This is a genomic window from Bacillus sp. JNUCC-22, assembly GCF_018861275.1.
Taxonomy (GTDB): Bacteria; Bacillota; Bacilli; order Bacillales; family Bacillaceae; genus Bacillus; species Bacillus velezensis.
The window spans coordinates 2684246-2710474 of record NZ_CP076408.1; the positions used below are offsets into that span (position 1 = coordinate 2684246).

The 26229-nt window shown below is 48.0% G+C and carries 23 protein-coding genes and 1 riboswitch; of the genes, 4 read left to right on the forward strand and 19 right to left on the reverse strand.

Annotated elements, in window-relative coordinates; genetic code table 11:
* Positions 1–2 precede the first annotated feature (2 nt).
* Both sdhA and sdhC read right to left on the reverse strand, forming a co-directional pair.
* Positions 3–1763: a succinate dehydrogenase flavoprotein subunit gene (gene sdhA, locus JNUCC22_RS12970; protein WP_003152573.1), complete on the reverse strand. Its 1761-nt coding sequence runs from the start codon at positions 1761–1763 to the stop codon at positions 3–5.
* A 33-nt stretch (positions 1764–1796) separates the two neighbouring features.
* Positions 1797–2405, reverse strand: a complete 609-nt coding sequence (gene sdhC / locus JNUCC22_RS12975; protein WP_216061780.1) for a succinate dehydrogenase cytochrome B558 — start codon at positions 2403–2405, stop codon at positions 1797–1799.
* Positions 2406–2701: 296 nt separating this feature from the next.
* Here sdhC and JNUCC22_RS12980 point away from each other — a divergent pair, with 296 nt between their 5' ends.
* The gene (locus JNUCC22_RS12980) at positions 2702–3148 is read left to right on the forward strand and encodes a YslB family protein (protein ID WP_007612940.1); all 447 of its coding nucleotides are present in this window, start codon (positions 2702–2704) and stop codon (positions 3146–3148) included.
* A 46-nt stretch (positions 3149–3194) separates the two neighbouring features.
* Here JNUCC22_RS12980 and JNUCC22_RS12985 read toward each other — a convergent pair whose 3' ends face one another.
* From JNUCC22_RS12985 to JNUCC22_RS13025, 9 genes are all read right to left on the reverse strand, one after another.
* A complete protein-coding gene (locus JNUCC22_RS12985; protein WP_007408127.1) occupies positions 3195–4424 on the reverse strand; it encodes an aspartate kinase in 1230 nt (409 codons plus the stop codon).
* 125 nt (positions 4425–4549) lie between these two features.
* A riboswitch (Lysine riboswitch) is annotated at positions 4550–4729 on the reverse strand.
* Positions 4730–4790: 61 nt separating this feature from the next.
* Entirely contained in the window at positions 4791–6563 is a 1773-nt protein-coding gene (gene uvrC, locus JNUCC22_RS12990; protein WP_216061781.1) for an excinuclease ABC subunit UvrC, read from the reverse strand.
* A 142-nt stretch (positions 6564–6705) separates the two neighbouring features.
* Positions 6706–7020, reverse strand: coding sequence for a thioredoxin (gene trxA, locus JNUCC22_RS12995; protein WP_003152560.1), 315 nt, complete (start codon positions 7018–7020; stop codon positions 6706–6708).
* 152 nt (positions 7021–7172) lie between these two features.
* Positions 7173–8663, reverse strand: coding sequence for an alpha-N-arabinofuranosidase (locus JNUCC22_RS13000; protein ID WP_216061782.1), 1491 nt, complete (start codon positions 8661–8663; stop codon positions 7173–7175).
* A 212-nt stretch (positions 8664–8875) separates the two neighbouring features.
* Entirely contained in the window at positions 8876–9853 is a 978-nt protein-coding gene (locus JNUCC22_RS13005) for an electron transfer flavoprotein subunit alpha/FixB family protein (RefSeq protein ID WP_216061783.1), read from the reverse strand.
* Between the two features lie 31 nt (positions 9854–9884).
* Positions 9885–10658, reverse strand: coding sequence for an electron transfer flavoprotein subunit beta/FixA family protein (locus JNUCC22_RS13010; RefSeq protein WP_032866571.1), 774 nt, complete (start codon positions 10656–10658; stop codon positions 9885–9887).
* 13 nt (positions 10659–10671) lie between these two features.
* Positions 10672–11451, reverse strand: coding sequence for an enoyl-CoA hydratase (locus JNUCC22_RS13015; protein ID WP_015417952.1), 780 nt, complete (start codon positions 11449–11451; stop codon positions 10672–10674).
* Between the two features lie 13 nt (positions 11452–11464).
* Positions 11465–12049 carry a fatty acid metabolism transcriptional regulator FadR gene (locus JNUCC22_RS13020; protein WP_007408119.1) on the reverse strand — a complete coding sequence of 195 codons (585 nt, stop codon included), beginning with the start codon at positions 12047–12049 and terminating at the stop codon, positions 11465–11467.
* 88 nt (positions 12050–12137) lie between these two features.
* A complete protein-coding gene (locus tag JNUCC22_RS13025) occupies positions 12138–13826 on the reverse strand; it encodes an AMP-binding protein (protein WP_047936002.1) in 1689 nt (562 codons plus the stop codon).
* Between the two features lie 105 nt (positions 13827–13931).
* Between JNUCC22_RS13025 and JNUCC22_RS13030 the strand changes: the two genes are divergently transcribed.
* Positions 13932–14609 (forward strand): DUF2711 family protein, encoded by a 678-nt coding sequence (locus JNUCC22_RS13030; RefSeq protein ID WP_007408117.1) that lies wholly within the window; start codon positions 13932–13934, stop codon positions 14607–14609.
* A 138-nt stretch (positions 14610–14747) separates the two neighbouring features.
* On the opposite strand, the gene JNUCC22_RS13035 is transcribed toward JNUCC22_RS13030, so the two are convergent.
* The 5 genes from JNUCC22_RS13035 to zapA form a co-directional block, all read right to left on the reverse strand.
* Positions 14748–15152, reverse strand: a complete 405-nt coding sequence (locus tag JNUCC22_RS13035; protein ID WP_003152541.1) for a DUF350 domain-containing protein — start codon at positions 15150–15152, stop codon at positions 14748–14750.
* Positions 15153–15168: 16 nt separating this feature from the next.
* Complete coding sequence (locus tag JNUCC22_RS13040; protein WP_042635404.1) at positions 15169–17526, reverse strand: endonuclease MutS2; 2358 nt, start codon at positions 17524–17526, stop codon at positions 15169–15171.
* A 20-nt stretch (positions 17527–17546) separates the two neighbouring features.
* A complete protein-coding gene (gene polX, locus JNUCC22_RS13045; RefSeq protein WP_216061784.1) occupies positions 17547–19259 on the reverse strand; it encodes a DNA polymerase/3'-5' exonuclease PolX in 1713 nt (570 codons plus the stop codon).
* Between the two features lie 105 nt (positions 19260–19364).
* Positions 19365–19898 (reverse strand): CvpA family protein, encoded by a 534-nt coding sequence (locus JNUCC22_RS13050; protein WP_003152534.1) that lies wholly within the window; start codon positions 19896–19898, stop codon positions 19365–19367.
* A gap of 7 nt (positions 19899–19905) precedes the next feature.
* On the reverse strand, positions 19906–20163 hold the full coding sequence (gene zapA, locus JNUCC22_RS13055) for a cell division protein ZapA (RefSeq protein WP_007408114.1): 258 nt from the start codon (positions 20161–20163) through the stop codon (positions 19906–19908).
* 133 nt (positions 20164–20296) lie between these two features.
* Here zapA and rnhC point away from each other — a divergent pair, with 133 nt between their 5' ends.
* Positions 20297–21238: a ribonuclease HIII gene (gene rnhC, locus JNUCC22_RS13060; RefSeq protein ID WP_216061785.1), complete on the forward strand. Its 942-nt coding sequence runs from the start codon at positions 20297–20299 to the stop codon at positions 21236–21238.
* A 36-nt stretch (positions 21239–21274) separates the two neighbouring features.
* Here rnhC and pheT read toward each other — a convergent pair whose 3' ends face one another.
* The 3 genes from pheT to JNUCC22_RS13075 all read right to left on the reverse strand — a co-directional run bounded on the left by pheT (position 21275) and on the right by JNUCC22_RS13075 (position 25845).
* Positions 21275–23689 carry a phenylalanine--tRNA ligase subunit beta gene (pheT, locus tag JNUCC22_RS13065; RefSeq protein ID WP_020956171.1) on the reverse strand — a complete coding sequence of 805 codons (2415 nt, stop codon included), beginning with the start codon at positions 23687–23689 and terminating at the stop codon, positions 21275–21277.
* Between the two features lie 13 nt (positions 23690–23702).
* The gene (gene pheS, locus JNUCC22_RS13070) at positions 23703–24737 is read right to left on the reverse strand and encodes a phenylalanine--tRNA ligase subunit alpha (RefSeq protein WP_003152530.1); all 1035 of its coding nucleotides are present in this window, start codon (positions 24735–24737) and stop codon (positions 23703–23705) included.
* 361 nt (positions 24738–25098) lie between these two features.
* Positions 25099–25845: a TrmH family RNA methyltransferase gene (locus tag JNUCC22_RS13075; protein WP_007408111.1), complete on the reverse strand. Its 747-nt coding sequence runs from the start codon at positions 25843–25845 to the stop codon at positions 25099–25101.
* A gap of 119 nt (positions 25846–25964) precedes the next feature.
* Between JNUCC22_RS13075 and sspI the strand changes: the two genes are divergently transcribed.
* Positions 25965–26180 carry a small acid-soluble spore protein SspI gene (sspI, locus tag JNUCC22_RS13080; protein WP_003152527.1) on the forward strand — a complete coding sequence of 72 codons (216 nt, stop codon included), beginning with the start codon at positions 25965–25967 and terminating at the stop codon, positions 26178–26180.
* Positions 26181–26229 lie beyond the last annotated feature (49 nt).

Consider the following 26229-nt stretch of genomic DNA (forward strand, 5'->3'; position numbering starts at 1 on the left):
GATTATTTCGCCACCTTCTTCTTCGAGTAGTCGCGTTTACGGGGCGCAATCAGTGATACATCGACATCCTGATATTCAAATTCCGGAGCTTCAAACGGACCGGCATGTTTAGCCATTGTCGTTTTGAGCCACTCATCGTCATTTCTTTCAGGGAAATCCGGTTTATAGTGCGCTCCCCGGCTTTCATTTCGGTTATATGCGCCGAGCGTGATGACTCTGGCAAGCTGAAGCATATTGGAGAACTGGCGGGTGAACATCGCCCCTTGGTTGCTCCATTTTGTCGTATCGTTGATATTGATTTTCTTAAAGCGTTCCATCAGCTCTTGGATTTTGTCATCCGTTTTCAAAAGCTTGTCGTTGTGGCGGACCACCGTGACGTTGGCCGTCATCCATTCTCCGAGCTCACGGTGAAGCACGTAGGCATTTTCGTCGCCGTCCATTTTCATAATATCGGCCCATTTTTCTTCTTCTTTTTTCACATAGGAATCAAATAATGAAGAAGACAGGTCTTCCGCTGATGTTTCAAGTCCGGAAACATATTTCACCGCATTCGGTCCGGCCACCATTCCTCCGTAGATGGCGGAAAGCAGAGAGTTCGCCCCTAAACGGTTTCCTCCGTGCATTGAATAATCACATTCACCCGCTGCGAACAGTCCGCGGATGCTTGTCATCTGATCATAATCAACCCACAGTCCGCCCATTGAATAGTGAACGGCAGGGAAAATTTTCATCGGAAGCTTGCGCGGGTCATCGCCCATGAATTTTTCATAGATTTCGATAATGCCGCCAAGCTTAACGTCAAGCTCTTTCGGATCTTTGTGCGACAGATCGAGATACACCATGTTTTCACCGTTGATGCCGAGTTTCTGATTCACGCACACGTCAAAGATTTCACGTGTCGCAATATCCCGCGGCACGAGGTTTCCGTAAGCCGGATATTTTTCCTCAAGGAAGTACCAAGGTTTTCCGTCTTTGTACGTCCAGACTCTTCCGCCCTCGCCGCGCGCCGATTCACTCATCAGACGCAGTTTATCGTCCCCCGGGATTGCTGTCGGGTGAATTTGGATAAATTCGCCGTTTGCATAATAAGCGCCCTGCTGATAAACGATTGATGCGGCAGATCCCGTGTTGATCATGCTGTTTGTTGATTTTCCGAATACGATTCCGGGTCCTCCCGTCGCCATAATAACGGCGTCAGAACGGAATGACTCGATTTGCATATTGGTCAGATTTTGGGCTACGATACCGCGGCACGTGCGCTCATCGTCAAGAACGGCGCCGAGGAATTCCCAGCCTTCATATTTTGTGACGAGACCCGCCACTTCATATCTGCGCACCTGCTCGTCCAGTGCGTAAAGAAGCTGCTGACCCGTCGTCGCTCCCGCGTATGCGGTTCTGTGATGCTGTGTACCCCCGAAACGGCGGAAGTCCAAGAGCCCTTCCGGCGTTCTGTTAAACATAACCCCCATGCGGTCCAATAAGTGGATAATGGACGGCGCCGCTTCACACATCGCTTTTACAGGAGGCTGGTTTGCCAAAAAGTCGCCTCCGTATACCGTGTCATCAAAATGCTCAAACGGAGAGTCTCCTTCCCCTTTTGTGTTGACAGCTCCGTTTATCCCGCCCTGCGCGCAGACCGAGTGAGAGCGTTTGACCGGAACGATGGAAAACAATTTAACGGCCGTGCCTGATTCCGCTGCTTTAATTGTCGCCATGAGGCCGGCAAGACCCCCGCCGACTACGATAATGCTTGATTGACTCATGATAGCCCCTCTCCCTCTAGTAATCTAGTTCTCTTACACAAACGCAAAAATCGCTTTTAAACCTACGTATGAAAGCGCTAAAAATATAATCAGCGTCACGTAAGTCGAAATTCTTTGAGAACGCGGCGTGACCGTGATCCCCCATGTGACCGCAAAAGACCATAAGCCGTTTGAAAAGTGGAAAATGACCGATAAAACGCCTACAATGTAAAAACCGAGCATAAACGGCGAGCTCAGAATATTCGCCATCATATCGAAGTTAACTTCAGCGCCCATCTGCGCGGCAATCCGCGTCTGCCATATATGCCAGCTGACGAAAATAAGGGTGAGAATACCAGTGACACGCTGAAGCACAAACATCCAGTTTCTGAAATAACTGTAGTGGCCAGCGTTGTTTTTCGCAGTAAATGCTATGTACACACCGTAAACCGCATGATAAATTAAAGGTAAGAAAATAATAAAAATTTCTAACGCATACCTGAACGGCAGACTGTCCATAAAGCCGGCCGCCTTATTAAACGCATCCGCTCCCCTTGCGGCAAATTGGTTGACGACTAAATGCTGGATCAAAAAGATGCCGACCGGAATAACACCGAGCAAGGAATGCAATCTTCGAAAATAAAACTCTCTGTTCCCAGACATTACTTTACCCCCTGTTTGATTTAAGTGCGAAATGTACTAAAATCTCTGCCCCCACTTCGTTTCAATTGTAAGCACTTTATTAAAATTTATTGACAATTTCATTTTACTCCTCCCTCAAAAGGGCGTCAAGAAAACGTGTACATAAATTATAATTTTCGGAATTGATTATCTGGAGGGAAAATTTTATTTTCCTGCGATATCTTTCTCACATTTTTTCGCGTGTTTTATAGGATCATCCTGTAATCCTCCCCCATGTTTAAGCTATAATAAACGAAGGAGAGAGGGGAATACATAATATGAAGAATAATTATGAAGCAGCTTTAGAACCTTTAACTGAACTCGACGTCAGCGCATACGGCTACGAATTAATCCGGGAAATCGTGCTTCCGGATATCCTCGGCCCGGAGCATTCATCCATGATGTATTGGGCGGGAAAACGCCTCGCCCGCAAATTTCCTCTTCAATCGTGGGAAGAAATCCCCGCCTTTTTTGAAAAAGCCGGCTGGGGAACTTTGACAAACGCAGGATCAAAAAAACAAGAACTGGAATTCGAACTGGAAGGACCGCTCGTATCCAGCAGGCTCAAACATCAGAAAGAGCCTTGTTTTCAGCTTGAAGCCGGTTTTATAGCCGAACAGATTCAATTGATGAACGATCAGATTGCAGAATCTTATGAACAGGTAAAAAAGAGAGCGGATAAAGTCGTCCTGACCGTAAAATGGGATATGAAGGACCCTGTATAATTGAAAAAAGGCGGTGACTCCAAGTCCCGCCTTTTTGCCTGCCCGTTTATACGGCAGACGGCTGTTTAGAAAGCTCAAACGCATCATGAAGCGCTTCGACCGCTTTCACCATATCATTTTCGCTGACAACCGCTGATACTTTTATTTCAGATGTGCTCACCATTTTGACTTGTACATTTTTTTCCGCCAGTACGGCAAACATGTCCGCGGCGACGCCGGGATTTGAAACCATGCCCGACCCGACAATGGAGACTTTCGCCAGTTTTCTTTCGGTTTCAATTTTTTCATAGTCAAGCGCGTTTTTATATTCTTCAAGCACGGCGACCGTTTGCGCGGCATCTTCCGTTTTCACTGAGAAAGAAATATCCGCTTCCCCATCGTCCGACTGTGTCTGAATAATAATGTCAACGTTGATGTTTCGTTTTGCCAGCGCGGTGAAGATTGTTGAAAGAGTAGTCAGTCCGCTTGTCAGGCCCGTAACGGACACCCTCGTGATCTGGTCTTCAAATGCAATTCCTCTGACGATTAAATTCTGCTCCATTGATGATTCCTCCTCAATTAATGTTCCCGCTTCATGTTCCGTACTTGACCGCACTTCTAAAGGCACTTGGTAGTTTTTCGCGAACTCAACCGCCCGCGGGTGAAGAACACCCGCTCCCAGATTTGCAAGCTCCAGCATTTCATCATAAGAAATTCCCGCCAGCTTTCTCGCTGACCGGACATACCGCGGATCTGTCGTAAATACGCCCGGAACATCTGTATAAATGTCGCATTTATCCGCTTCCAGCGCTGCGGCAAGAGCGACCGCCGTCGTATCGGAACCGCCCCGTCCGAGCGTCGTGATGCCTCCGTCTTCCGTTACGCCCTGAAAACCGGCAACGACTGTAATCCTGCCTTCTGCAAGCTGCGAACGAATCGCCGTGATATCAATATCCGTAATTCTCGCATTGCCGTGAACGGCTTCCGTGCGGACACCCGCCTGCCAGCCCGTATAAGAGACGGCGTCATATCCTTTTTCCTGAAGCGCCATGGCCAAAAGCGAAATCGTGACCTGCTCTCCCGTAGACAAAAGCATATCCATCTCGCGTCTGCTTGGTTCAGATGTGATTTCAGCCGCGAGGTTAACGAGCGCGTCGGTTGATTTTCCCATTGCCGAAACGACGACTACGACGTCATGGCCTTTTTGCTTTTCAGCAATGGCGCGATTTGCGGCATTTTGAATTTTTTCGGCAGAGCCGACGGAAGTGCCTCCGAATTTTTGTACGATAAGACCCATACTAGACCACCCTTTACATTTTGGTTCGTGCGGGTGAGGAGAAAAGAGCGTTTTGTCCACAATAAAAAAAGCAATGAGAGGAATAGCTCTCATTGCTTTTTCATATCATTACGATTGATTATGAACAACGAGATAGCCCTCCAAGAAAATGAATTCTTGACAGCCTTACATTTATTTAATGCAAGGCCAGCAAATCACACCGATGGGATGTGATACACTTCGGCGACGCTCCCCTTTCAGCCTTTTTCGCAGAATCCATCATTCTCCAAAGGCTTACTAATGAAGTTCGCACCTCTATCTTCACCATATAACACGATCTTATGAAATTAGTTCACATTCTAGCAGATTTTTCAGAAAAGCACAATACTATTTTTTTAATTTTTCAAACAGCAGCTGGGCCGCCGCGGCCGGCACACCCGCTTTTTTGATATCGTTAAGGCTTGCTTCCTTCATCTTTTTGACAGATCCGAAATGTTTTAAGAGCATTTTTTTGCGTTTTTCACCGATTCCGGGGATATCATCCAGAACGGATTGAAAGACGCTTTTTCCCCGGATCTGTCTGTGAAAGCTGATCGCAAAACGGTGAACTTCGTCCTGAATACGCTGAAGCAGGTAAAACTCTTGGCTGTTCCGCTCCAGAAACACCGGTTCAAGCGGGTCGCCGATCAAAAGGTTGGATGTTCGGTGTTTATCATCTTTCGCCAATCCCGCTACCGGGACATCAAGGCCGAGCTCATTCTCCAGCACGTCGCGCGCCGCGTTAATCTGCCCTTTTCCGCCGTCAATGATGATTAAATCCGGCAGCGGAAGATTTTCGCGGAGCACCCTCGTGTACCTTCTTCTGACGACTTCCCTCATTGAGCCGTAATCATCCGGCCCTGTTACGGTTTTAATTTTATATTTGCGGTATTCCTTTTTATTCGGTTTTCCGTCAATAAAGACAATCATGGCCGATACGGGGTTTGTGCCTTGAATATTGGAGTTGTCAAACGCTTCAATCCGATGCGGCGTATAAATATTCAGCGCTTCGCCGAGCCGTTCGGCTGCACCGATTGACCGTTCCTCATCCCGCTCGATTAACGAGAATTTTTCCCGCAGAGCGATTTTCGCATTTTTGTGCGCAAGCAAAAGCAGCTCTTTTTTCGGGCCTTTTTTCGGCTGATGCACAGCGGTTTCCAACAGCTCGGTGATCATGTCCCTGTCAACACTGTCAGGCACCAGAATTTCCTTAGGCAGAAAGTGATTGTTTTTAGAGTAGAACTGGCCGATGAAGGTCAGAAATTCTTCATCCGCTTCCTGATACATCGGAAACATGCTGACGTCGCGTTCAATCAGTTTTCCTTGGCGTATGAAAAAGACTTGGACGCACATCCAGCCTTTATCGTAGGCATATGCAAACACATCGCGGTCCAGAAGGTCATTCATGGTCATTTTTTGCTTCTCCATCGTCGATTCGATGTGAGCAAGCTGGTCGCGGAATTCTTTAGCCCGTTCAAATTCAAGCTTTTCCGCCGCTTCTGCCATTTTCGCTTCGAGCTCTTTTTTGATTTCGTTATGCCCTCCCTTTAAAAAACGGGTAATGTCTTCAACAATCTCGCGGTTTGTCTCCTCAGATATATCCTTTACACATGGGGCAAGGCATTGTCCGAGATGATAATAGAGACAGACGCGGTCCGGAAGCTTTGAGCATTTCCTGAGCGGGTAAAGGCGGTCCAGCAGTTTTTTCGTTTCCCGCGCCGCCTGCACATTCGGATACGGGCCGAAATAGCGTCCTTTGTCTTTTTTGACATTCCGGGTGACAATCAGCCGCGGATGGCGTTCATGGGTGATTTTAATAAAGGGATAGGTTTTATCATCTTTCAGCATGACATTGTATTTCGGATCGTATTTTTTAATCAGATTCATTTCCAAAATAAGCGCTTCAAGATTGGAGGAAGTCACGATATATTCAAAGTCCTCAATCTCCGTCACAAGCCGTTGGGTTTTTGCGTCGTGAGAACCGGTGAAATAAGACCGCACCCTGTTTTTCAAGACTTTCGCTTTCCCCACGTAGATGACTGTTTTTTGGCGGTCTTTCATTAAATAACAGCCCGGCTGATCGGGAAGGAGGGCCAGTTTTTCTTTCAGTTGTTTATTCATACGTTACCCTTCCTTACATTCATTTCTCGTGTCCATTCAGTGTATCACGAACATTTGTTTTTCTCCATTCTCAGCTTTTGGAAGATCAAAAAAGGCGATTCCCTTTTAAAGGAATCGCCCTGCCGTAACGGAAGCTTTCGGCTTACAGATGTTTGTTTACAAGCTCTTCAAGAGCTTCTTTCGGTTTGAAACCGACAGATGTTTCAACGACTTCTCCGTCTTTTAGCACGAGAAGTGTCGGGATGCTCATGACGCCGTATTTACCGGCAGTTTCTTGGTTTTCATCCACGTCGATTTTGACGATTTTCAGTTTGTCTCCCATTTCTTGATCAAGCTCTTCAAGAACGGGCGCGATCATTTTACAAGGTCCGCACCAAGGAGCCCAGAAATCAGCCAATACGACACCTTCACTTGTTTCAGCTGAGAACGATTGATCAGTTGCTTTTACGATAGCCATTTGTTATTCCTCCAATTGTCAAATGATGATTTTTAGTATAGCATCTCCCATTCGTTCATGCTAATTTAATGCTTATATTATTTTCTCCCGAACCCGCAGGAAATAATCTTATTTATACAGTGTATTATAACCGGGCGGCAGGCGTTCAAAACTTAAGATGGATTCGCAGGCAGCGTGATTAGTACAACCGCCATCGGAGGAAGCTCCGCCTCAAGTTTTCCGCCCTTTTGAGCAAACCCGGAAAACGGCTTCGGTTTGACGTTTTCCGGACTGCTGAATGTATTGTGGGCATTCATTTTTTCCGCGTGAAGAATCGTTCCCGAAGGCTTCCCTGTCTTTTTCATGCCCCGCAGTTCAATCTTCACATCAGCTTTGTGCAGATGATCGATATTGCAAAGGCTGATATGTATGTCTCCGTTTTGCTGTTTGGACGCTGAAATGCTGACTTGCGGGAGCCGGCCGTCATTCCATTCGTACCTGGCTGCTTTTGTTTCTGTCGCCAAAAGAGAAGCGTCCTGATGCACCTTAAACATATCAAACACATGATACGTCGGCGTCAGCAGCATATCTTTCCCTTCTGTCAGGATCATTGCCTGAAGCACGTTGACGGTTTGCGCGATATTGGCCATCTGTACGCGGTCTGCATGCTGATGAAAAATGTGAAAATGCGTCGCGGCCACAAGGGCGTCGCGGATCGTATTCTGCTGATACAGAAAGCCCGGATTCGTGCCTGGCTCAGGATCAAGCCACGTGCCCCATTCATCAATGATCAGCCCGACTCTTTTTTCGGGATCGTACTGATCCATGATGGCGCTGTGCCTTGTGATCAATTCATCCATATGCGCCGCTTTTTTCATCGTGATGAACCATTCATCTTCCGTAAACTCCGTCGCTGATCCTTTCCCCTTCCAGAAGTCGCCCGGTATTGTGTAATAATGCAGGCTCAACCCGTCCATGAGATCAGCGGCTTTTTTCATTAAAGTTTCAGTCCAGCGGTAATCGTCGACATTCGCGCCGCCGGCAATTTTATAGATTTCATTACCGCTGTAATTGCGGACATAGGTTTGAAAGTTTCTGTAAAGGTCGGCATAATACTCAGGATGCATGTTTCCGCCGCAGCCCCAGTTCTCATTCCCTATTCCGAAATATGTCAGCTTCCACGGTTTTTCCCGCCCGTTTTCTTTTCTCCAGTCGGACATCGGCGTGCCCGCTTCAAACGTCATGTATTCAATCCAATCAGCCATTTCTTTAATCGTTCCGCTGCCGACGTTTCCGGCGATGTACGGTTCGCAGCCGAGCAGTTCACAAAGCATCATAAACTCGTGCGTGCCGAATTCATTGGAATCAATCGTCCCGCCCCAATGGGTATTCAGCATGGTTTTGCGTTTCCCTACGCCGTTTGCCCAATGGTATTCATCTGCAAAACAGCCGCCCGGCCATCTGAGGACGGGAATCTGAAGCTGTTTGAGGGCGGCGGCGACATCCGTCCTGACCCCGCCGGTATTCGGAATATCGGAATCTTTTCCGACCCAGATGCCCTCATATATGCCTCTTCCCAGGTGTTCCGCGAAATGTCCGTATATGTTTTTATTAATGGTTCCCCGTGTGATATCAGTTTGAATGACTGCCGTATTGTGAGACAAACTTGATCATTCCTTTCCCTTAATAAGAATGAAAGCACTACAGCCGATCTATGTATCTGGGATGTATGCTGAATGGATAAGTTTGTAAGCGCTTTACAAAAGCTTATTACATTGGTTCGTACATGTCAATCTATTGTTTTATTAATCTATAATTTGTCCGAACCAATTAACACAAATCAAAACCCTCTGACAAATAAGCCAGAGGGTTTTGATTATGAATGAATATTGGCATTTTTAAATTCCTGGGTCAGAAGCGGAACCACTTCGAACAAATCGCCGACAATTCCGTAGTCCGCTATTTTGAATATTTCCGCTTCCGGGTCTTTGTTAATGGCAACAATGACCTTACTGTTTGACATGCCCGCCAAGTGCTGAATCGCTCCGGAAATTCCACAGGCGATATACAAATCCGGCGTGACGACTTTTCCCGTCTGGCCGATTTGAAGAGAATAATCGCAATAGTCCGCGTCACACGCGCCGCGTGAAGCGCCCACCGCTGCTCCGAGCACCTCGGCAAGTTCTTTTAACGGTTCAAATCCATCTTTGCTTTTTACACCGCGGCCGCCTGCTACGATAATTTTCGCTTCTGATAAATCCACGCCGTCCGCCGTTTTTTTGACTACTTCTTCAATGACCGTCCGCAAATCTGCCGGAGGCGCCGCAAGCTCTTCAATATCACCCGTGCGGCTCGCGTCTTTTTCTAATGCCTGAATGTTGTTCGGACGGATTGTCGCCAAAATGAACGGATCGGTTGAAATCACCTGTTCAAAGGCTTTGCCGGAATAGATCGGTCTTGTAAAAACGATGTTGTCTCCGGTAACGCTTACATCCGTGCTGTCTGAGATCAGCCCCGTTTCAAACCGGGCCGCAAGCTTAGGTGACAAATCTTTTCCCATAGAAGTGTGGCCGAAAATGACCGCATCAGGCTTTTCATTTTCGATCAGATCCCCGAGAACCGCGGCATATCCGTCCGCCGTATACTGAGAAAGCCCCGGCGCATCGGCCGTAAATACTTTGTCGGCGCCGTACTGAATGAGTTCCGGTGCTGCATCAGCCGCGCCTTTTCCCATCAGCACGCCGATGACATCTCCTCCGCCGGAAATGGTTTTGCCTGCTGCTATGGCTTCAAAGGTGACGTTCCGTAAGGCGCCGTCACGAATTTCTCCGAGTACGATCACTTTTTTTCCCATTCTGACATCCCCCAGTTTCTTTAATATCGGTTTATACGACTTTGGCTTCTTTTCTCAGCAGTGACACAAGCTCTTTCGCCTGCTCAGCGGCTTCTCCTTCGATCAGTCTGCCCGCTTCTTTTTGCGGCGGCAGAAAACGTTCGATCGTTTTGAGCTTCGGTGCGGCATCATCTTCATCAATGTCGAGATCATCGAGCTCAAGTTCTTCCAGCGGTTTTTTCTTCGCCTTCATAATGCCCGGAAGCGACGGATAGCGCGGCTCGTTTAAGCCTTGCTGTGCCGTGATGACTAAAGGAAGTGAGGTTTTAATGATTTCGGTATCCCCTTCATTGTCTTTCTCTGCCACAGCTTCATCGCCGCTGATTGTCAGTTTTGTGATCGTTGTGACGCAAGGAATGTTCAGCAGTTCGGCAAGCCTTGGAGCCACTTGGCCTGAACCGCCGTCAATCGCGACATTTCCGCCGAGAATCAGATCATATTCCCGGTCCTTGAAATAATGATATAAGATAGTTGAAATGGAGTATTGGTCAGGATCGCTCAGATCATCTTCAATATTGATTAACACCGCCTGGTCACAGCCCATCGCAAGGGCGGTTCTCAGTTCTTTCTCCGCATCTTCTCCGCCGACGGTTACGGCGGTAACGCTTCCGCCGTGCTCTTCCTTCAGCTGAATGGCTTCTTCAATGGCGTATTCATCATACGGATTAATGATAAATTCGGCCCCGTCCTCCTGAATCTTTCCTGCTTCAATGACGATTTTCTCTTCTGTGTCAAACGTCCGTTTCATCAGTACAAATAGATTCATATTTTTATCCCCTTTATCTTCGCCCACCGAATTGAGGCTTTCTTTTTTCGAGAAATGCCTGAATGCCTTCTTTTGCGTCATCTGATGCAAATGCTTCCCCAAAGCGCTTTGCTTCAAGCTTTAAGCCGCCGTCATAAGAATAGATCTTGTTTGAATAAAGGAGCTCAAGCAGATAAGCCATCGACTGCGGGCTTTTTTCCGCAAACTTGCCCGCGAGCGTTTTCGCCTTTTTCAGCAGCTCTTCCTCATGTTCGGCGCCTATCGTGACAAGGCCGAGGCTGAGCGCTTCTTCTCCGGTCACAGGTTCTGAAGTGCCGATCATTTCAAGCGCTTTCGCCGTACCGACGTACCGGGGAAGCCGCTGCGTCCCGGCAAAGCCCGGAATAATGCCGAGATTCAGCTCGGGCAGGCCTAGCTTTGCATCCAATGTAGCGATTCTGATATGGCAGGCCATGGCTAGCTCAAGACCGCCTCCGAGCGCAGCGCCGTGAATCGCTGCGATCACGGGCTTCGGAAACCCTTCAATTCTTTCCATCAGCTGCTGGCCTTTATCCGCCATGGCAGAAGATTGCTCAAGATTTTCAAGCGACGTAAATTCCTTTATATCGGCGCCCGCCGAGAAAAATTTCCCCTCACCGCGAATGATGATGCTTCTGACGCTGTCATCTGTTTCACATCGGTCGAACAGACCGGACAACTCATCTAAAACCGCACCGGACAGCGCGTTGGCCGGCTGATGATTAATGGTAATCACCGCAACAGATTGTTCTACCGCCATCGAAAGGCTGTTCATCCGTCAACCCCCTTTAGTTTTGATGAATCCCTGACACCAACAGCTCCAATACCTTGTCTGACAAATCCGGAAGATCATATTTCTGATCGTTCATCACCCATGTTGTCACTGTTTCATCTATCGTCCCGAATATCATCTGCCGGGCGAGGCGGACGTCGAGATTGTCTTTCCATTCCCCCGACTTGATTCCTTCGGTCAAAATGGTGTCCAGCATGTTTAAATAACCTTTTAAAATATCATTGATTTTCAGGCGCAGCTTGATATTTGACTGTCTGAGCTCAAGCTGGGTCACAATCGCGAGGTGGCGGTCGTTGCCGAGCAGTGTGAAATGCTGCTTAATAACGAGGGCGAGTTTTTCTTTTGCCGTCGTTTTTTCTTTCACTTCTTCTTCCATGCGTTCAATGAACTGGCCCATCTTTTCTTTAAAAAGAGAAATGAGTATATCCTCTTTGTTTTTGAAATATAAATAGATGGTGCCGTCCGCAACGCCGGCCTGCTTGGCGATTTTGGACACCTGTGATTGGTGATAGCCGTTTTCCGCTATGACTTCTACTGCTGCATCAATAATCTGCATATACTTTGGCCGTTTTTGGTTCAATGTCATCGTTCCTTCCTTCGATAAATGAATGACTATTCATTCATAACTTCATGATAAAAAGGAATCCGGATTTTGTCAAGTTTTTCTTTTAAGGCACCTTGTTTTCACGGGAAGCATCTTCCTCTTCGACTAAACGCCTTCTTAATATTTTTCCGACGGCCGTTTTCGGAAGCTCTTTTCTGAATTCGTAAAGCTTCGGGACTTTGTACGGCGCAAGCCGCTCTCTTGCAAACGCATCAAGCTCATCGGCATCGGCCTCGGCGCCTTTTTTCAAAACGATAAATGCTTTCACCGTTTCCCCTCTGTAGGAATCAGGGACGCCCGCTACGACGATTTCCTGAACGGCTTCATGCTCATAAAGCGCCTCCTCCACCTCCCGGGGGTAAATGTTGTATCCGCCGGCAATGATGATGTCTTTTTTCCTGTCGGCGATGTAGAAAAATCCTTCCTCATCCATATATCCCATATCTCCGGTAAACAGCCAGCCGTCTCTGATGACACGCGCCGTCTCCTCCTGCTTATTCCAGTATCCTTTCATGACCTGAGGGCCTTTTACGATCAGCTCGCCGTGTTCATACGGCCCCGCAAGCCCGCCTTTTTCTTCTGAATAGATTCCGGCGTCGGTATTGGGCCAGGGACAGCCGATGCTGCCGGGTTTATTTTTTCCCCAAATGAAGTTTGAATGGGTAACCGGTGATGCTTCGGATAATCCGTAGCCTTCCACAAGCTTTCCTCCGGTCACTTTTTCAAATTTCTGTTTGACCTCAACCGGCAGCGCCGCTGAACCGCTCGGACAGCTTTCAATGGAGGACAAATCATACTTATTCAGCTCCGGGTGATGCAACAGCCCGATGTAAATCGTCGGTGCCCCGGGAAAAACCGTCGGCTTCAGCCTGTCGATTGTTTTCAGGGTATCCAAAGGATTAAATTTAGGAAGAAGGATCATTTCACATCCCTGCATAATGGAAAAATTGAGCACGGCGGTCAATCCGTACACATGAAAAAAAGGCACGATGCCGAGCACCTTTTCGGCTCCCTTTTTCATTTTGTACATCCAGGCGGCGCACATTTCTGTATTGGCCTGAATGTTCCGGTGTGTGAGCATGACGCCTTTCGGATAGCCGGTTGTTCCGCCCGTGTATTGAAGCACGGCGATGTCATGCGCAGGGTCAATATCAAATGGCTCTGCCTCCTCCGCGCTTTCGTTTTTTAAAATATCCGCTAATTTGTGAATTTGTTCGCAGCCGTCATAATCAATATGCACCTGTTGTTTTTGCGTGAGCGTATACAGCATATTTTTCGGAAACGGCAAAAAGTCTTTTATACTTGTTGTAATAATGCGTTCGACGATTGATAACGTTTTCATTTTTATCACCTTCGGAAACAGCATATCAAGGGTGATGATCACGCGCGGCGCACTGTCTTTCAGCTGATACTCAAGCTCGTGTTCCGTGTAGAGAGGATTGGTCTGAACGACAATGCCCCCGGCAAACAATACGCCGTAAAAAGCGATGACCGACTGCGGACAATTGGGCAGCATAATGGCGGCTCTGTCACCTTTTTTCAGGCCTGTTTTGCGTAAAAAAGCGGCTAGCTTTAACGAATCTGTGAGAACGTCTTGAAATGTGAGTTTTTTTCCGAGAAAATAAATGGCGGTATGGTTCGGGAATTGAGCTGCGGAGTTTGTCAGATTGGATGGCAGGGTTTGATCGGTAAATTCAAGCTCATGCGGAATCTCTTCGGGATATTGAGAAAGCCATGGCTTTTCAGACTGCATAATACCTCTCCCTTCTGTTTTCCTATACGCTATTATTATAGCAGAAGGGTGATTGGAATGGGAAAGCGTTTCATGTGAAATTTCGAGTTTCAGGAGGTGTTGAGCTTGCTGGAAACGCTGCATTTTGAAGAAGGAGTTCCTATCCTGCGCCAGCTGCCGAAGCCGTTTACGTCGGCCGCCTTTTTGCTTCATCCCTTTGTCCGGATGCCTGATGGGTGGGAAGAGCAAAAGCGCAAACGGCCTTATGAACATATATATCCGAGTGATGAGGAGATCATCGCGATGGGCAGACCCGTTTCCTGGAAATCCGTCATGACCGTTTGCGGATTGCGCTCTGAAAAAGAGACGGCGCTTGCGCTTATGAGCGCTGTCATGGCACTTCGGGATGAATATGCACATCCTGAATCCGCCGAGCTGTTAAATCGGCTTCATCATCCCGATCTGTACTTGCCGAGCGATGATGTCACTTCGCCATTTTTGATACCGGGACTTTTGGATGTGTTCCGTTCAAAAGGCATAAAGCGCTGCACTTATTATGAGCCGGTCGAAGAGAAAGGCATATTTTCACTCAATCAAACGGCGGCTTCGGATGTATGCGGATTGCTGCGGGCTGACATGATCATTGCCGACGAAAAACGGCGCGCCGCTTTTATGAGCATATATGATTCTTTTACGACACTCTTTCTCATGGAAGATCAAGACATGCCGTCTGTCATCCGCGCCATGAGTTGGGAAGCCGTCATTTGCTCTGATACGGCCTGCATAAACTGGTATTCTCAATAAAAAAGGCCGCCGATTTTAGTTCGGCAGCCTTTTTTCAGTATTAAGATGTCATGACCAGATAAATAAGTCCGATGAACAGAAAAATTCCCGCTGCCGACAGCAGCACTTTCGCAAGCTTCTCCATTTTTCCCCGTCCCCTTAAATCCCGGCGGCCACCACGAATGACAGGCCGACTGAGATGACAAATGAAATAAAGCCGACAGCTCTGTTATCTTTTTCAATTTCTTTATCAATTTTAAACCGGGGCGTCAGAAATTCAAAGATAAAATAGCTGATTAAAAGCATAATAAATCCGTATACGCCCCAGCCGATCATTTGCAAAAGCGAATTATGCTGGGCGATGCTGTGCTGAAAGACATTTGCGATACCGAGAATTTTCCCTCCGGTCGCCATTGCCACCGCAAGATTGCCTTTTTGGATTTCCACCCAGTTTTTATAGGATGTCACCAATTCAAACACGGTCAGAAAAATGACGAGACACAAGACCGCTACACTGTAATAAGCCGCGATTTCAACAAGCTCATTTTCCCAAAAAGCATTCATGACGTTTACTCCCTTTTTATTTTAGTTCGACAATCGTTACGCCTGATCCTCCTTCTCCCGCTTCCCCGAACCGCGAGCTTTTCACGCTGCGGTGGTTTTTCAGAAGATCCTGCACCCCTTTTCGGAGGGCGCCCGTGCCTTTTCCGTGAATGATGGACACTCTCGGATAGCCGGCAAGCACCGCGTCATCTAAATATTTTTCGACGCGGCTGAGGGCGTTTTCGTAACGCTCTCCCCTGAGGTCAAGTTCAAGGGATACGTGATAATCCTTCCCTTTTACGGCGGTGATTGCTTTTTCTTTTTTCGGTTCAGGAGCCGATTTGAGAAACTCCAGATCTTTTTCCTTCACCTTCATTTTGAGGATGCCGATTTGGACGTTCCATTCTTTCTCGCCGGTTTTCTCAAGCAGCGCCCCTTTTTGTCCGAATGTGAGCACCTTTACTTCGTCGCCCGGCTTCAGCTCGCGTTTTTTCTCTGTCTTTCTTTCCGGCTGCTTTGATTTTTCAAAAGCCGGCATCGCGTCTCCGAGACGTTTTTTGGCGTCAATCAGCTCGTGTTCCTTAAAGGATCTGTGTTCTTGCTTGATAGACCTGAGCTCGCGGATGATCTGTTCGGCTTCATTTGCGGCGGCTTCCAGTTTTTCCGCAGCTTTCTGCTCGGCTTCTTCCATCATTTTATCTTTTTGGGCGTTTAGCTCAATGATTTGCTGCTGAAGTTCTTTGTGCAGTTTTTCTGCTTCTTTTCTGATTGATTCGGTTTCAGAAAGCTCTTCATCCGCTCTTTTTTTGCTTTTTTCAAGCGATGCGATCATCAGATCGACTTCGTTATGTTCGGCGGTCATTTCTGACTTCGCCTGGCCGATGATATGCTCCGGAAGCCCAAGGCGTCTTGAGATTTCAAATGCGTTGCTTCGGCCCGGCACTCCGATCAGAAGCTTATAGGTAGGCGAAAGCGTTTCAATGTCAAATTCAACGCTGGCATTCATGACGCCTTGTCTGTTATATCCGTATGCTTTCAGTTCCGGATAATGGGTTGTCGCAAGCACTCTGGCGTTTGTCCGGTGAACTTCGTCAAGGATGCTCATGGCAAGCGCCGCTCCTTCCTGCGGATCTGTTCCGGCACCGAGTTCATCAAACAGCACAAGACTGTTTTCAGACACGTCTTTTAAAATATTGACGATATTGACCATGTGGGATGAGAACGTACTCAGACTTTGTTCGATCGACTGTTCATCGCCGATATCGGCAAACACATTGTCAAATACTGCTGCTTCCGATCCCTCATCAGCCGGTATGTGCAATCCTGCCTGTGCCATTATCGTCAGCAGCCCGAGTGTTTTTAACGTAACGGTTTTACCGCCCGTATTCGGTCCCGTGATGACGATCGTTGAGTAATCTCCGCCCAGTTCAATATCGTTGGCCACGACTTGATCTTGGGGCAGCAGCGGATGGCGCGCTTTTTTCAGCCGGATAAAACCGTCTCCGTTCATGAGTGGTTTTGTCGCCTTCATTGCTTTTGCGTATCTCGCTTTGGCGAAAATGAAATCCAGTGTCTGCAGCACTTCCACATCTTGAGCGATTTCTTGTGTGTGTTCAGCCGTATGCTCCGTCAGCATCCGGAGAATCCGTTCGATTTCCTGTTTTTCTTTTACTTTCGCCTGCTGAAGCGAGTTGTTCATATCTACGATCGCCTGCGGTTCAATAAACAGTGTCGCACCGGATGAAGATGTATCGTGGACAATTCCGCCGTAGCTTGATCTGTATTCCTGTTTGACCGGGATGACAAAGCGGTCATTCCGAATCGTAACGATGGTGTCAGACAGCATTTTAGAAGCGGAAGATGAACGCAGCATCGATTCAAGCCGGTCTCTGACTCTTGATTCAAGCGTCCTGAGCTGCGTGCGGATTCCCCTTAAAGCGGGAGACGCATGATCAAGCACTTCACCATGGTCATCAATGCAGGAGTTAATCTCCCTTTCCAAATCGCCCAATGTAATCAGTTCTTCTGCATGGGCCTGTATCAGCGGAATGCCGACGCCGTCTTCTGTCATTTGGCTGATAAAATGCTTCATTTGTTTAACTGCATACAGCAGCCCGGACAATTCGGTGAATTCCGCCGGCGTCAGCACACTGCCGATTTCCGCCCGCCGTAAAGCGGATCTTATGTCGGTCAGGCCGCCGAACGGAGCATGGCCTCTCAAGCGCATGACCGCGGATGCTTCTTCGACTTCATCCAGCTGTTTTTGGATGTCTGAGAGATCCGTCAAAGGTTTCAGCTGCAGAAGCTTCTCCCGGCCGAGCGATGAGGCGGCATGTGCGGTAATCTGTTCTTTTACTTTATGAAATTCAAGTGATGATAACACTTTTTGCTGCACGGTTTTGTGATCCTCCTTACTTAATCATTGCGCGTCAGAAATGCTTTGACCTCGTGTAGCGGCCGGGCGTTTAACACATGTTTTGTCTCCGTCCACCCTTTGCGCGCAGCGGTCACGCCCGTTTTCATATCATCGAGCATCTCGATATTATGGGCATCGGTATTAATGACCAAAGTCACACCTTTTTCATTTGCTTTGATCAGATGCTCAGTCCGTAAATCAAGGCGCGCGGGGTTTGCATTCAGTTCAAGCGCTGTATTTGTTTTGGCGGCGAGTTCAATCAGCATGTCGATGTCGACTTCATAGCCGGCCCGTCTGCCGATCAGGCGTCCCGTCGGGTGGGCGATAATGTCCACGTGCTTATTCGTCAGCGCCTGTTCAAGCCGTTTCATAATGACATGCTCCGGCTGGCTGAAGCTTGAATGAATAGATGCGATGACAAGATCCATTTCAGACAGAACACTGTCATCATAATCAAGCGAACCGTCGGGGAGAATGTCCATTTCTACGCCTTTAAAAATATGAAAATTTTCAAATTCAGCATTTAACGCGTCAATTTCTTCCGCCTGTTTTTTGAGCCGTTCGGCCGTTAACCCGTTGGCTACCTTTAAATATTGGGAATGGTCGGTGATCGCCATGTACTGATAGCCTTTTGCCATACACGCTTCTGCCATTTCTCTGATGGAAAAAGCGCCGTCACTCCAGGCTGAGTGCATGTGGAGATCGCCTTTTATCGCTTTATGCTCCACAAGATCCGTTTCTTCCCGGTACGTGTCGACCTCCTGCCCGCTTTCTCTGAGCTCAGGAGGAATAAACGGCAGACCGAAGTGGGCGTAAAACGCTTCTTCGCTCGGGAATGTTTTGACGTCTCCCGTTTCTATGGTTTCTACTCCGTATTCACTGATCCGTTCACCGCGCTCTTTCGCCAGCTGGCGCATTTTAATGTTGTGATCTTTAGAACCGGTAAAATGATGCAGTGTGGTGGCAAACTGTTCCTCTGTCACAAGCCGGAAATCCACACTCGTCTCATATTCAAAGGTCAGGATGAGTGATACTTTTGTATCCCCGCTCGCTATCACGTCTTTTACGTTCGGGAGGGAAAGAAGCTGTTCTCTGACAGCCTCCGGATGATCTGTAGCGATAATGTAATCGAGATCTTTTACGGTTTCCCGCGCTCTTCTGAGACTGCCGGCCCGGGAATATTTCTGAATATCCGTCAGCCGGGCCAAATGTTCTTCAATTACTGAAGCAATGCTGAGCGCATAGCCGATCGGAAACCGTTCCGGCTGTTTTCCGGCTTCTCCGAGAGCCTGGAGGATTTTCTCCTCCGTTTTTTTGCCGAAACCGGCGAGCCCCTGTACTTTTTGCTGCTCGCATGCTTCTTTCAGCGATTCCGCGTCATGAACGCCCAGTTCCTGATACAGCTTGGCGATTTTTTTGCCGCCGAGGCCCGGAAGCTTCAAAAGAGGAACCAAGCCTTCCGGAACTTCTTTCTGCAATTGGAGAAGCGTGCCGGACACACCTTCCTGCATATATTCACGAATGACGCCGTAGGTGCCTTTTCCGATTCCGGATAAAGACATCATGTCGTCGATTTCCGACAGGCTGCGGTCATCCTGCTCAAGCGCCGCTGCCGCTTTTCGGAAGGCTGATATTTTAAACGGGTTGTCCCCTTTCAGTTCCATATAGACCGCAATCGTTTCAAGCAGCCTGATGATATCTTTTTTATGCATACTGTTAACCCCCAGTCGTTTCCTGCTTTTCATCATACAAATTTTTCTCCTCCGGCACAACTGACGCAGAGCTTGAAAAAAACTTCTCCGGTCAAGAGAAGTTTTTTATGCCCCGTACTGGGCCCACAGTTCTTGCAGGAGCCCTGACAGATACGGCGTATGATGTGTGATGATATTTGCAAGCGTCGATTGTGCGAGCATATCCTGAAGCGCGCTTACCGGCAGTACGGATGCAACGTATAACAGGATAAACGCAAATAAATAGACTTCCAGAAACCCAAGCACCCCGCCCAGCAGTTTGTTGATCTGTTTAATGACCGGAATGCCGGCGATGATATTAAGCGCCGCTCCGATAATCCGGAGCAGAATCTTTGCGATGATAAACAAAATGACAAACGCGATCGCGTTGTAATAAGCCGTCTCTACGTTTCCTTTAATAAAAGACAGAGCCGCCTGCCCGCCGGAAAAATCAGGCGCGGGTATAAAGCTCAGATGCGGGGCCAGATTTTTGTAAAAAAGCGCCGCAAACGCAATCGAGAGGATGAAACTCGTTAAATATATAAATTGGAGGATAAATCCTCTTTTTAATCCAAGCAATGTGCCCATTAAGAGCAAAACTAAGATGATGATATCTATCATATGGTGTTCATTCCTTTTCTTTAAGCTGCCGCTCCAGTATTTCATATTTTTCTTGCAGTTTCATATAATCATGCACGACATTGACCGCAGTCAATACAGCGAGCTTATTTATATCAAGATATGGATTTTTCTCGTTGATTTCTCTCATTTTATCATCAACCACTCCGGCCACATGGCGCATATGCGCTTTGCTTTCTTCCCCGATAATGGTGAAGTGCTGGCCGTAAATGTTTACTGTCGTTTTGGTTTTTTTGCCGTCAGACAACGTTTCTCCTCCATTCCGCGAGAATCCTAGTTCCTATCATACCACGATTATCGTTTGAATGGAAAGACGAGCCTCGGGCTGTTATGATACACTGGTATATACAGTGAAAAGTGCCAAAAAAGGAGATTATATCGTGTCCCATTCTGTTATAAAAGTATCCGCTTCCGCTATGGAACAAATGAAACAATCCTATGCCGGCTCCCTTACTCCCGCCGTTCCGCAGGGCGCCGTCTTCCAGGCCAAGCCTCCGGGCTGTACCATTACAGCCTACCGCTCGGGCAAGGTTCTCTTTCAAGGAAAAAACGCCGGCACAGAAGCGGCCCGCTGGGGAACGGCTGAGGCGCCGAAAGCAAAGAAAACCGTCAAAAAAGCGGCCGACCCGCTTTACGCTCCCCCGGCGGGCATTGCCTCCATGTCAGTGATCGGCTCTGATGAAGTCGGAACAGGCGATTACTTCGGGCCGATAACGGTTGCCTGCGCCTACGCCGACAAATCAAAGCTTTCTTTAATGAAAGAACTCGGTGTGAAGGATTCGAAGGATTTAAAAGATCCGCAGATTATTGAAATTGCCAAACTGTTAATTAAAACCATTCCTTACAGCCTGCTTGTGTTAAAAAACGAAAAATACAATCAGATGCAGGAAAAAGGCATGAGCCAAGGAAAAATGAAGGCGCTCCTTCATAATCAGGCGATTTCCAATCTGCTGAGAAAAATGAACGGCGTTAAACCGGAAGCGATTCTGATTGACCAATTCGCAGAGCCCGGCATTTATTTTAAGCATCTTTCCGGACGGGATATCGTAAAAGAAAAAACGTTTTTCAGCACGAAAGCGGAAAGCATACATCTTTCCGTCGCCGCAGCCTCTATCATTGGGCGATATTCTTTCTTAATTGAAATGGATAAGCTTTCCCGTGAGGCTGGGATGACGATTCCGAAAGGCGCGGGGCCCCACGTCGATGAAGCTGCCGCCAAGCTGATCATCAATAAGGGAGAAGGTGCGCTCAGAACGTTCACCAAACTTCATTTTGCCAATACGCAAAAAGCGAAACGCCTTGTTGAACGGAAGCGGTCATAATAAAAAAGCTTGCAGAGTGATCTGCAAGCTTTTTCTTTATCCTCTTAATACGGCCTGATACGTTTCTTCCAGCGCTTTCAGCACGTTTTCATGAACTTTTGTCACTTCTTCTTCTGTCAATGTTTGTTCAGGGTTAACATATTGGAGCGAGAAGGCGACGGATTTTTTGCCTTCTTCCATATGCTCACCTTCGTACACATCAAATACGGTGACTTCTTTCAGCAGCGCGCCGCCGGCTTCTTTGATCACGGCTTCAAGCTGTCCGCTTGTAACGGTTTTATCTGCCACAAGCGCAATGTCGCGCGTGACGGACGGGTACTTCGGAATCGGCGTATACACGACAGGTTCTGTTTCCTCGGTCAGAAGCGCGTGCAGATCAAGCTCGAACACATACGTTTCTTTGATATCCAGCTCTTTTTCCATTGCCGGATGCACCTGGCCGATAAATCCGGCAAGCGAACCGTTCAATAGAATGTTTGCCGTCCGGCCGGGATGCATGTTTTTGCGTTCTGACTGGACAAATTCAACCCGGTCTGACACATTCAATTGATGCAGCAGGCCTTCAACGATTCCTTTGGCGACGAAGAAATCAACCGGCTTTTTCTCACCCTGCCATAAATTTTTGCGCCACAATCCGGTTACAGCTCCGGCAACCCGTTCTTTTTCAACCGGTTTTGTGTTTTCTTCTTTCGTCAGAAATACAGAACCCGTTTCATATAAAGCAACGGAATCAGTCTGTCTGGCCAGATTGTATGAAACGGCTTCAAGAAGATTCGGCACGAGGCTGTGTCTGAGAATGCTTCTTTCTTCGCTCATCGGCAGAGCAAGCATCGTGTTGAATGATTTTTCGATTGCAAAAGCGGCCGCTTTTTTATCATTCGTTAATGAATAAGTGGTCGCTTGTGAAAGACCCGCTCCTTCAAGAAAACGTCTCACTTTCCGGCGTTTTGCCTGATACGGTGTCAAGCCGCCTGTCGTGCCGGCCGTTTCCGGAAGCGTGGACGGAATATTGTCATACCCGTACAATCTCGCCGCTTCTTCAATCAGGTCTTCTTCTATTCTAATATCTCCGCGGCGCGACGGCACCGTTACGACGAGAACGTCTTCAGCTTCACCGACTGCAAACCCGAGGCGCTTGTAAATGCTGATGATTTCTTCTTTAGCGATTGTCATGCCGAGCACGGCGTTCACTTTTTCAACAGACACGTGAATATTGTTTGCTTCGATTTTCAAATGGTTTTCTTCAACCGTGCCTGAGAGCACTTCTCCGCCGGCATATGCCTGAATGAGACTGCAGGCCCGTTCAGCCGCCAGCAAAACGCGGGCCGGATCAATGCCTTTTTCATATCTGGCGCTCGCTTCGCTTCTCAATCCGAGGTCTCTCGACGCTTTGCGGACGGTCTGTCCGTCGAAATAAGCGGCTTCCAGTAAAATCGCAGTGGTGTCTTCACGGACTTCAGACTCAGCTCCGCCCATGACTCCCGCAACGGCTTGCGCTTTTTTTCCGTTTGTAATGACCAAATGGCTGCTTGACAGCTTGCGCTCTTGTTCATCCAGCGTTACGATGGTTTCGTTTTCCGCCGCTTTTCTCACGACGACCTCTTTTGAACCGAACCGGTCGTAATCGAAAGCGTGAAGCGGCTGTCCGTACTCAAGGAGGACGAAGTTTGTAATGTCCACGACGTTATTATGCGGGCGGATGCCTGCATTCATCAGCTTCGTCTGCATCCATAGCGGTGACGGGCCGATTTTGACGTTTTTAATGATTTTTGCGGCATAATGCGGATTGGCCTGCGTATCTTCAACCTTAACGGAAACAGCATCCGCCGCTTTTTCTGCCGCTTTTTCATATGAAGCCTCCGGAAGCTTTACCTCTGCGCCGAGGATAGCCGCAACTTCATAAGCCACGCCTAGCATGTTCATCGCGTCGGCGCGGTTCGGCGTTAAACCCAATTCTAAAATCGCATCATCAAGCTGAAGGGCCACCATTGCGTCAGCTCCCGTTTCAGCATCATTCGGAAAAACGAAAATGCCTTCCGCATATTCTTTCGCCACGAGCTTGCTTTCAATGCCGAGCTCCTGAAGGGAACAGATCATGCCGTGAGACGCTTCGCCGCGCAGCTTGGCTTTTTTAATTTTGAAATTGCCGGGAAGCACGGCTCCGACCGTTGCAACGGCAACCTTCTGTCCTTTCTCAACATTCGGGGCGCCGCAGATAATCTGCACGGGTTCCTCCGCACCGATATCAACAAGGCATTTGTTGAGTTTGTCGGCATTCGGGTGCTGTTCGCGCTCAAGCACGTGTCCTATGACAACGCCTTTTACGCCCTCCCCTTTATACTCGATACCCTCAACTTCAATACCGGCTCTCGTAATTTTTTCTGCAAGCACGGCCGGATCGATTCCCTGCAAGTCAACGTAATCTTCTAACCATTTATAAGAAACAAACATGTGTATCCTCCTCTTACGCCTGTTTAAACTGCGAAATGAATCTGACATCATTGGTATAGAAATGGCGGATATCTTCAATGCCGTACTTCAGCATCGCGATACGTTCAACACCCATTCCGAAAGCGAAACCCTGGTATTCCTCAGGATTGAATCCAGCCATCTTCAGCACGTTCGGGTGAACCATGCCGGCGCCGAGAATTTCGATCCAGCCTGTTTTTTTGCAGACGGAGCAGCCTTGTCCGCCGCACTTAAAGCAGGTCACATCCACCTCGACAGAAGGCTCTGTGAATGGGAAAAAGCTCGGACGGAGCCTGATTTCACGATCTTGGCCGAACATTTTTTTGGCGACCAATTCAAGCGTGCCTTTCAGGTCGCTCATGCTGATTTTGCGGTCGACGACGAGACCCTCGATCTGCATGAACTGATGGGAATGTGTCGCGTCATCGTTGTCGCGGCGATACACTTTACCGGGACAAATGATTTTGACGGGGCCTTTTCCTTTATGCTTTTCCATCGTGCGCGTCTGCACCGGTGACGTCTGCGTTCTCATCAGCATTTCTTCTGTAATGTAAAAGCTGTCCTGCATGTCACGGGCCGGATGTTCCTTCGGCAGGTTCAGCGCCTCAAAGTTGTAATAATCCGTTTCCACTTCAGGGCCTTCTTCGACGGTATATCCCATGCCGATAAATAAATCTTCAATTTCTTCAATAACGACCGTCAGCGGATGGCGTCCGCCGATGTTTACCTGACTGCCCGGCAATGTGACGTCAATCGTCTGGCTGCTGAGTTTTTTATTCATCTCTTCTTGTTCAAGCTGTTCATTTTTCGCCGTAATGGCTGCTGCAATGCGCTCTCTCACTTCATTGGCGAGCGCTCCCATTTTCGGGCGCTCTTCGGCGGACAGTTTGCCCATGCCGCGGAGAACTTCTGTAATCGGCCCTTTTTTTCCGAGATATTGCACCCGAATGTCGTTAACTTCTTTTAATGAACCCGCCGCTTCTACTTTTTCTGCAGCTTCCAGTTCGAGCTGTTTAAGCTTCTCTTCCATCATGCATCCTCCTTTTATGTAAACCAAACCGTTCTATGCCTTTTTCAGAAAACAAAAAAACCCGCCCCTTGAGAGAAGGGACGAGTTGTGGCCGCGGTACCACCCTTTTTAAGGCAGACTTCATCTGCCGACAGCTTCATTGACATAACGGAAACGATCGTTCCGGTTCACCTTTACGCGCGTTTGGCGCGGTCCCGGTGACAACTCGAGAGGTGAAAATCAATTTTTGTGCTGCGATAAAAATGCTCTCAGTCAGCGGCATTTTCTCCCTGGAAGGCAGTGTGTGCAAAAATTGACGTCCTCTGTCACGGTTTTTACATTATTGCTATCTATTATAGTGAAATCCAAGGCTTTTCGCAACCTATCCTCTGAGATGATAAACGAGGATGGCGGCCGCTACCGCCACATTCAGCGATTCCGCCTGTCCGTACAGCGGAACGTACAGGTTGAGATCGGTTTTTTGCAGAAGGCCGGCGTCCACTCCCGCCCCCTCGTTCCCGACGATTAACGCGAACGATTCTTCAGGCTTCACACTTTGATAAGCCGCACCGTTTTCAAGCGCCGTGCCGTAGATCGCGACGCCTTGTGATTTCAGCTCAGCGGTAAACTCATCAAGCGGACGTTTCAAAATGGGAATATGAAAATGAGAACCTTGTGCTGAACGCAGCGTTTTTCCATTGTACGGGTCTGCTGTTCCCTCACCAAGGACAACGGCGTCGATTCCCGCCGCATCTGCCGTTCTGATCATTGTTCCTAAATTCCCCGGGTCCTGCACGGCATCAATCAGAAGCAGCCGCTTCAGCTGATCAGGCTGCTTATCCGGCATATGGCAGACCGCGGCGATCCGCTGCGGCGTTTCTGTTTCCGTCACGGCTGAAAACGCGTCTTCGCTCAGCACGTAGCACGGAATGCTCATGTCCAGATCGGCCGGGATGGCGCTCTCATCGTTTACGAGAATTTCTTTTACCGTTCCCTTTGATTTGAGCGCTTCTTCTGCCAGATGCTCTCCTTCTATCAGAAATGTATTCGTTTTAAGTCTCTCTTTTTTTGTGTGAAGTTTTTTCCAGTCCTTCACTTTTTGGTTTTTTGCAGAGTCGATTCGTTTCACTTTATGTCTGTGCTCTCCTTTTTTCATGCATGTTGTTATTATATCTTAAGAACAGCACATAATAAACCGCGTGCGCGGTAAGAATATGCGTATCACATTCAGAAAAAGGAGCGGTTGTAATGGATCTTAATTTACGCAACGCCGTTATTGCCAATGTAACCGGCAATAACCAGGATCAGCTGGAGCATACGATCGTTGACGCCATCCAAAGCGGTGAAGAAAAAATGCTTCCGGGCCTCGGCGTCTTATTCGAAGTTCTTTGGCAGCATGCGTCGGACTCAGAAAAAAATGAAATGCTCAAAACACTTGAAGGCGGATTAAAACCTGCGCAATAAGCATGAACCGGGTGATGGGACACCCGGTTTTTTTTGTATAATAATGGCG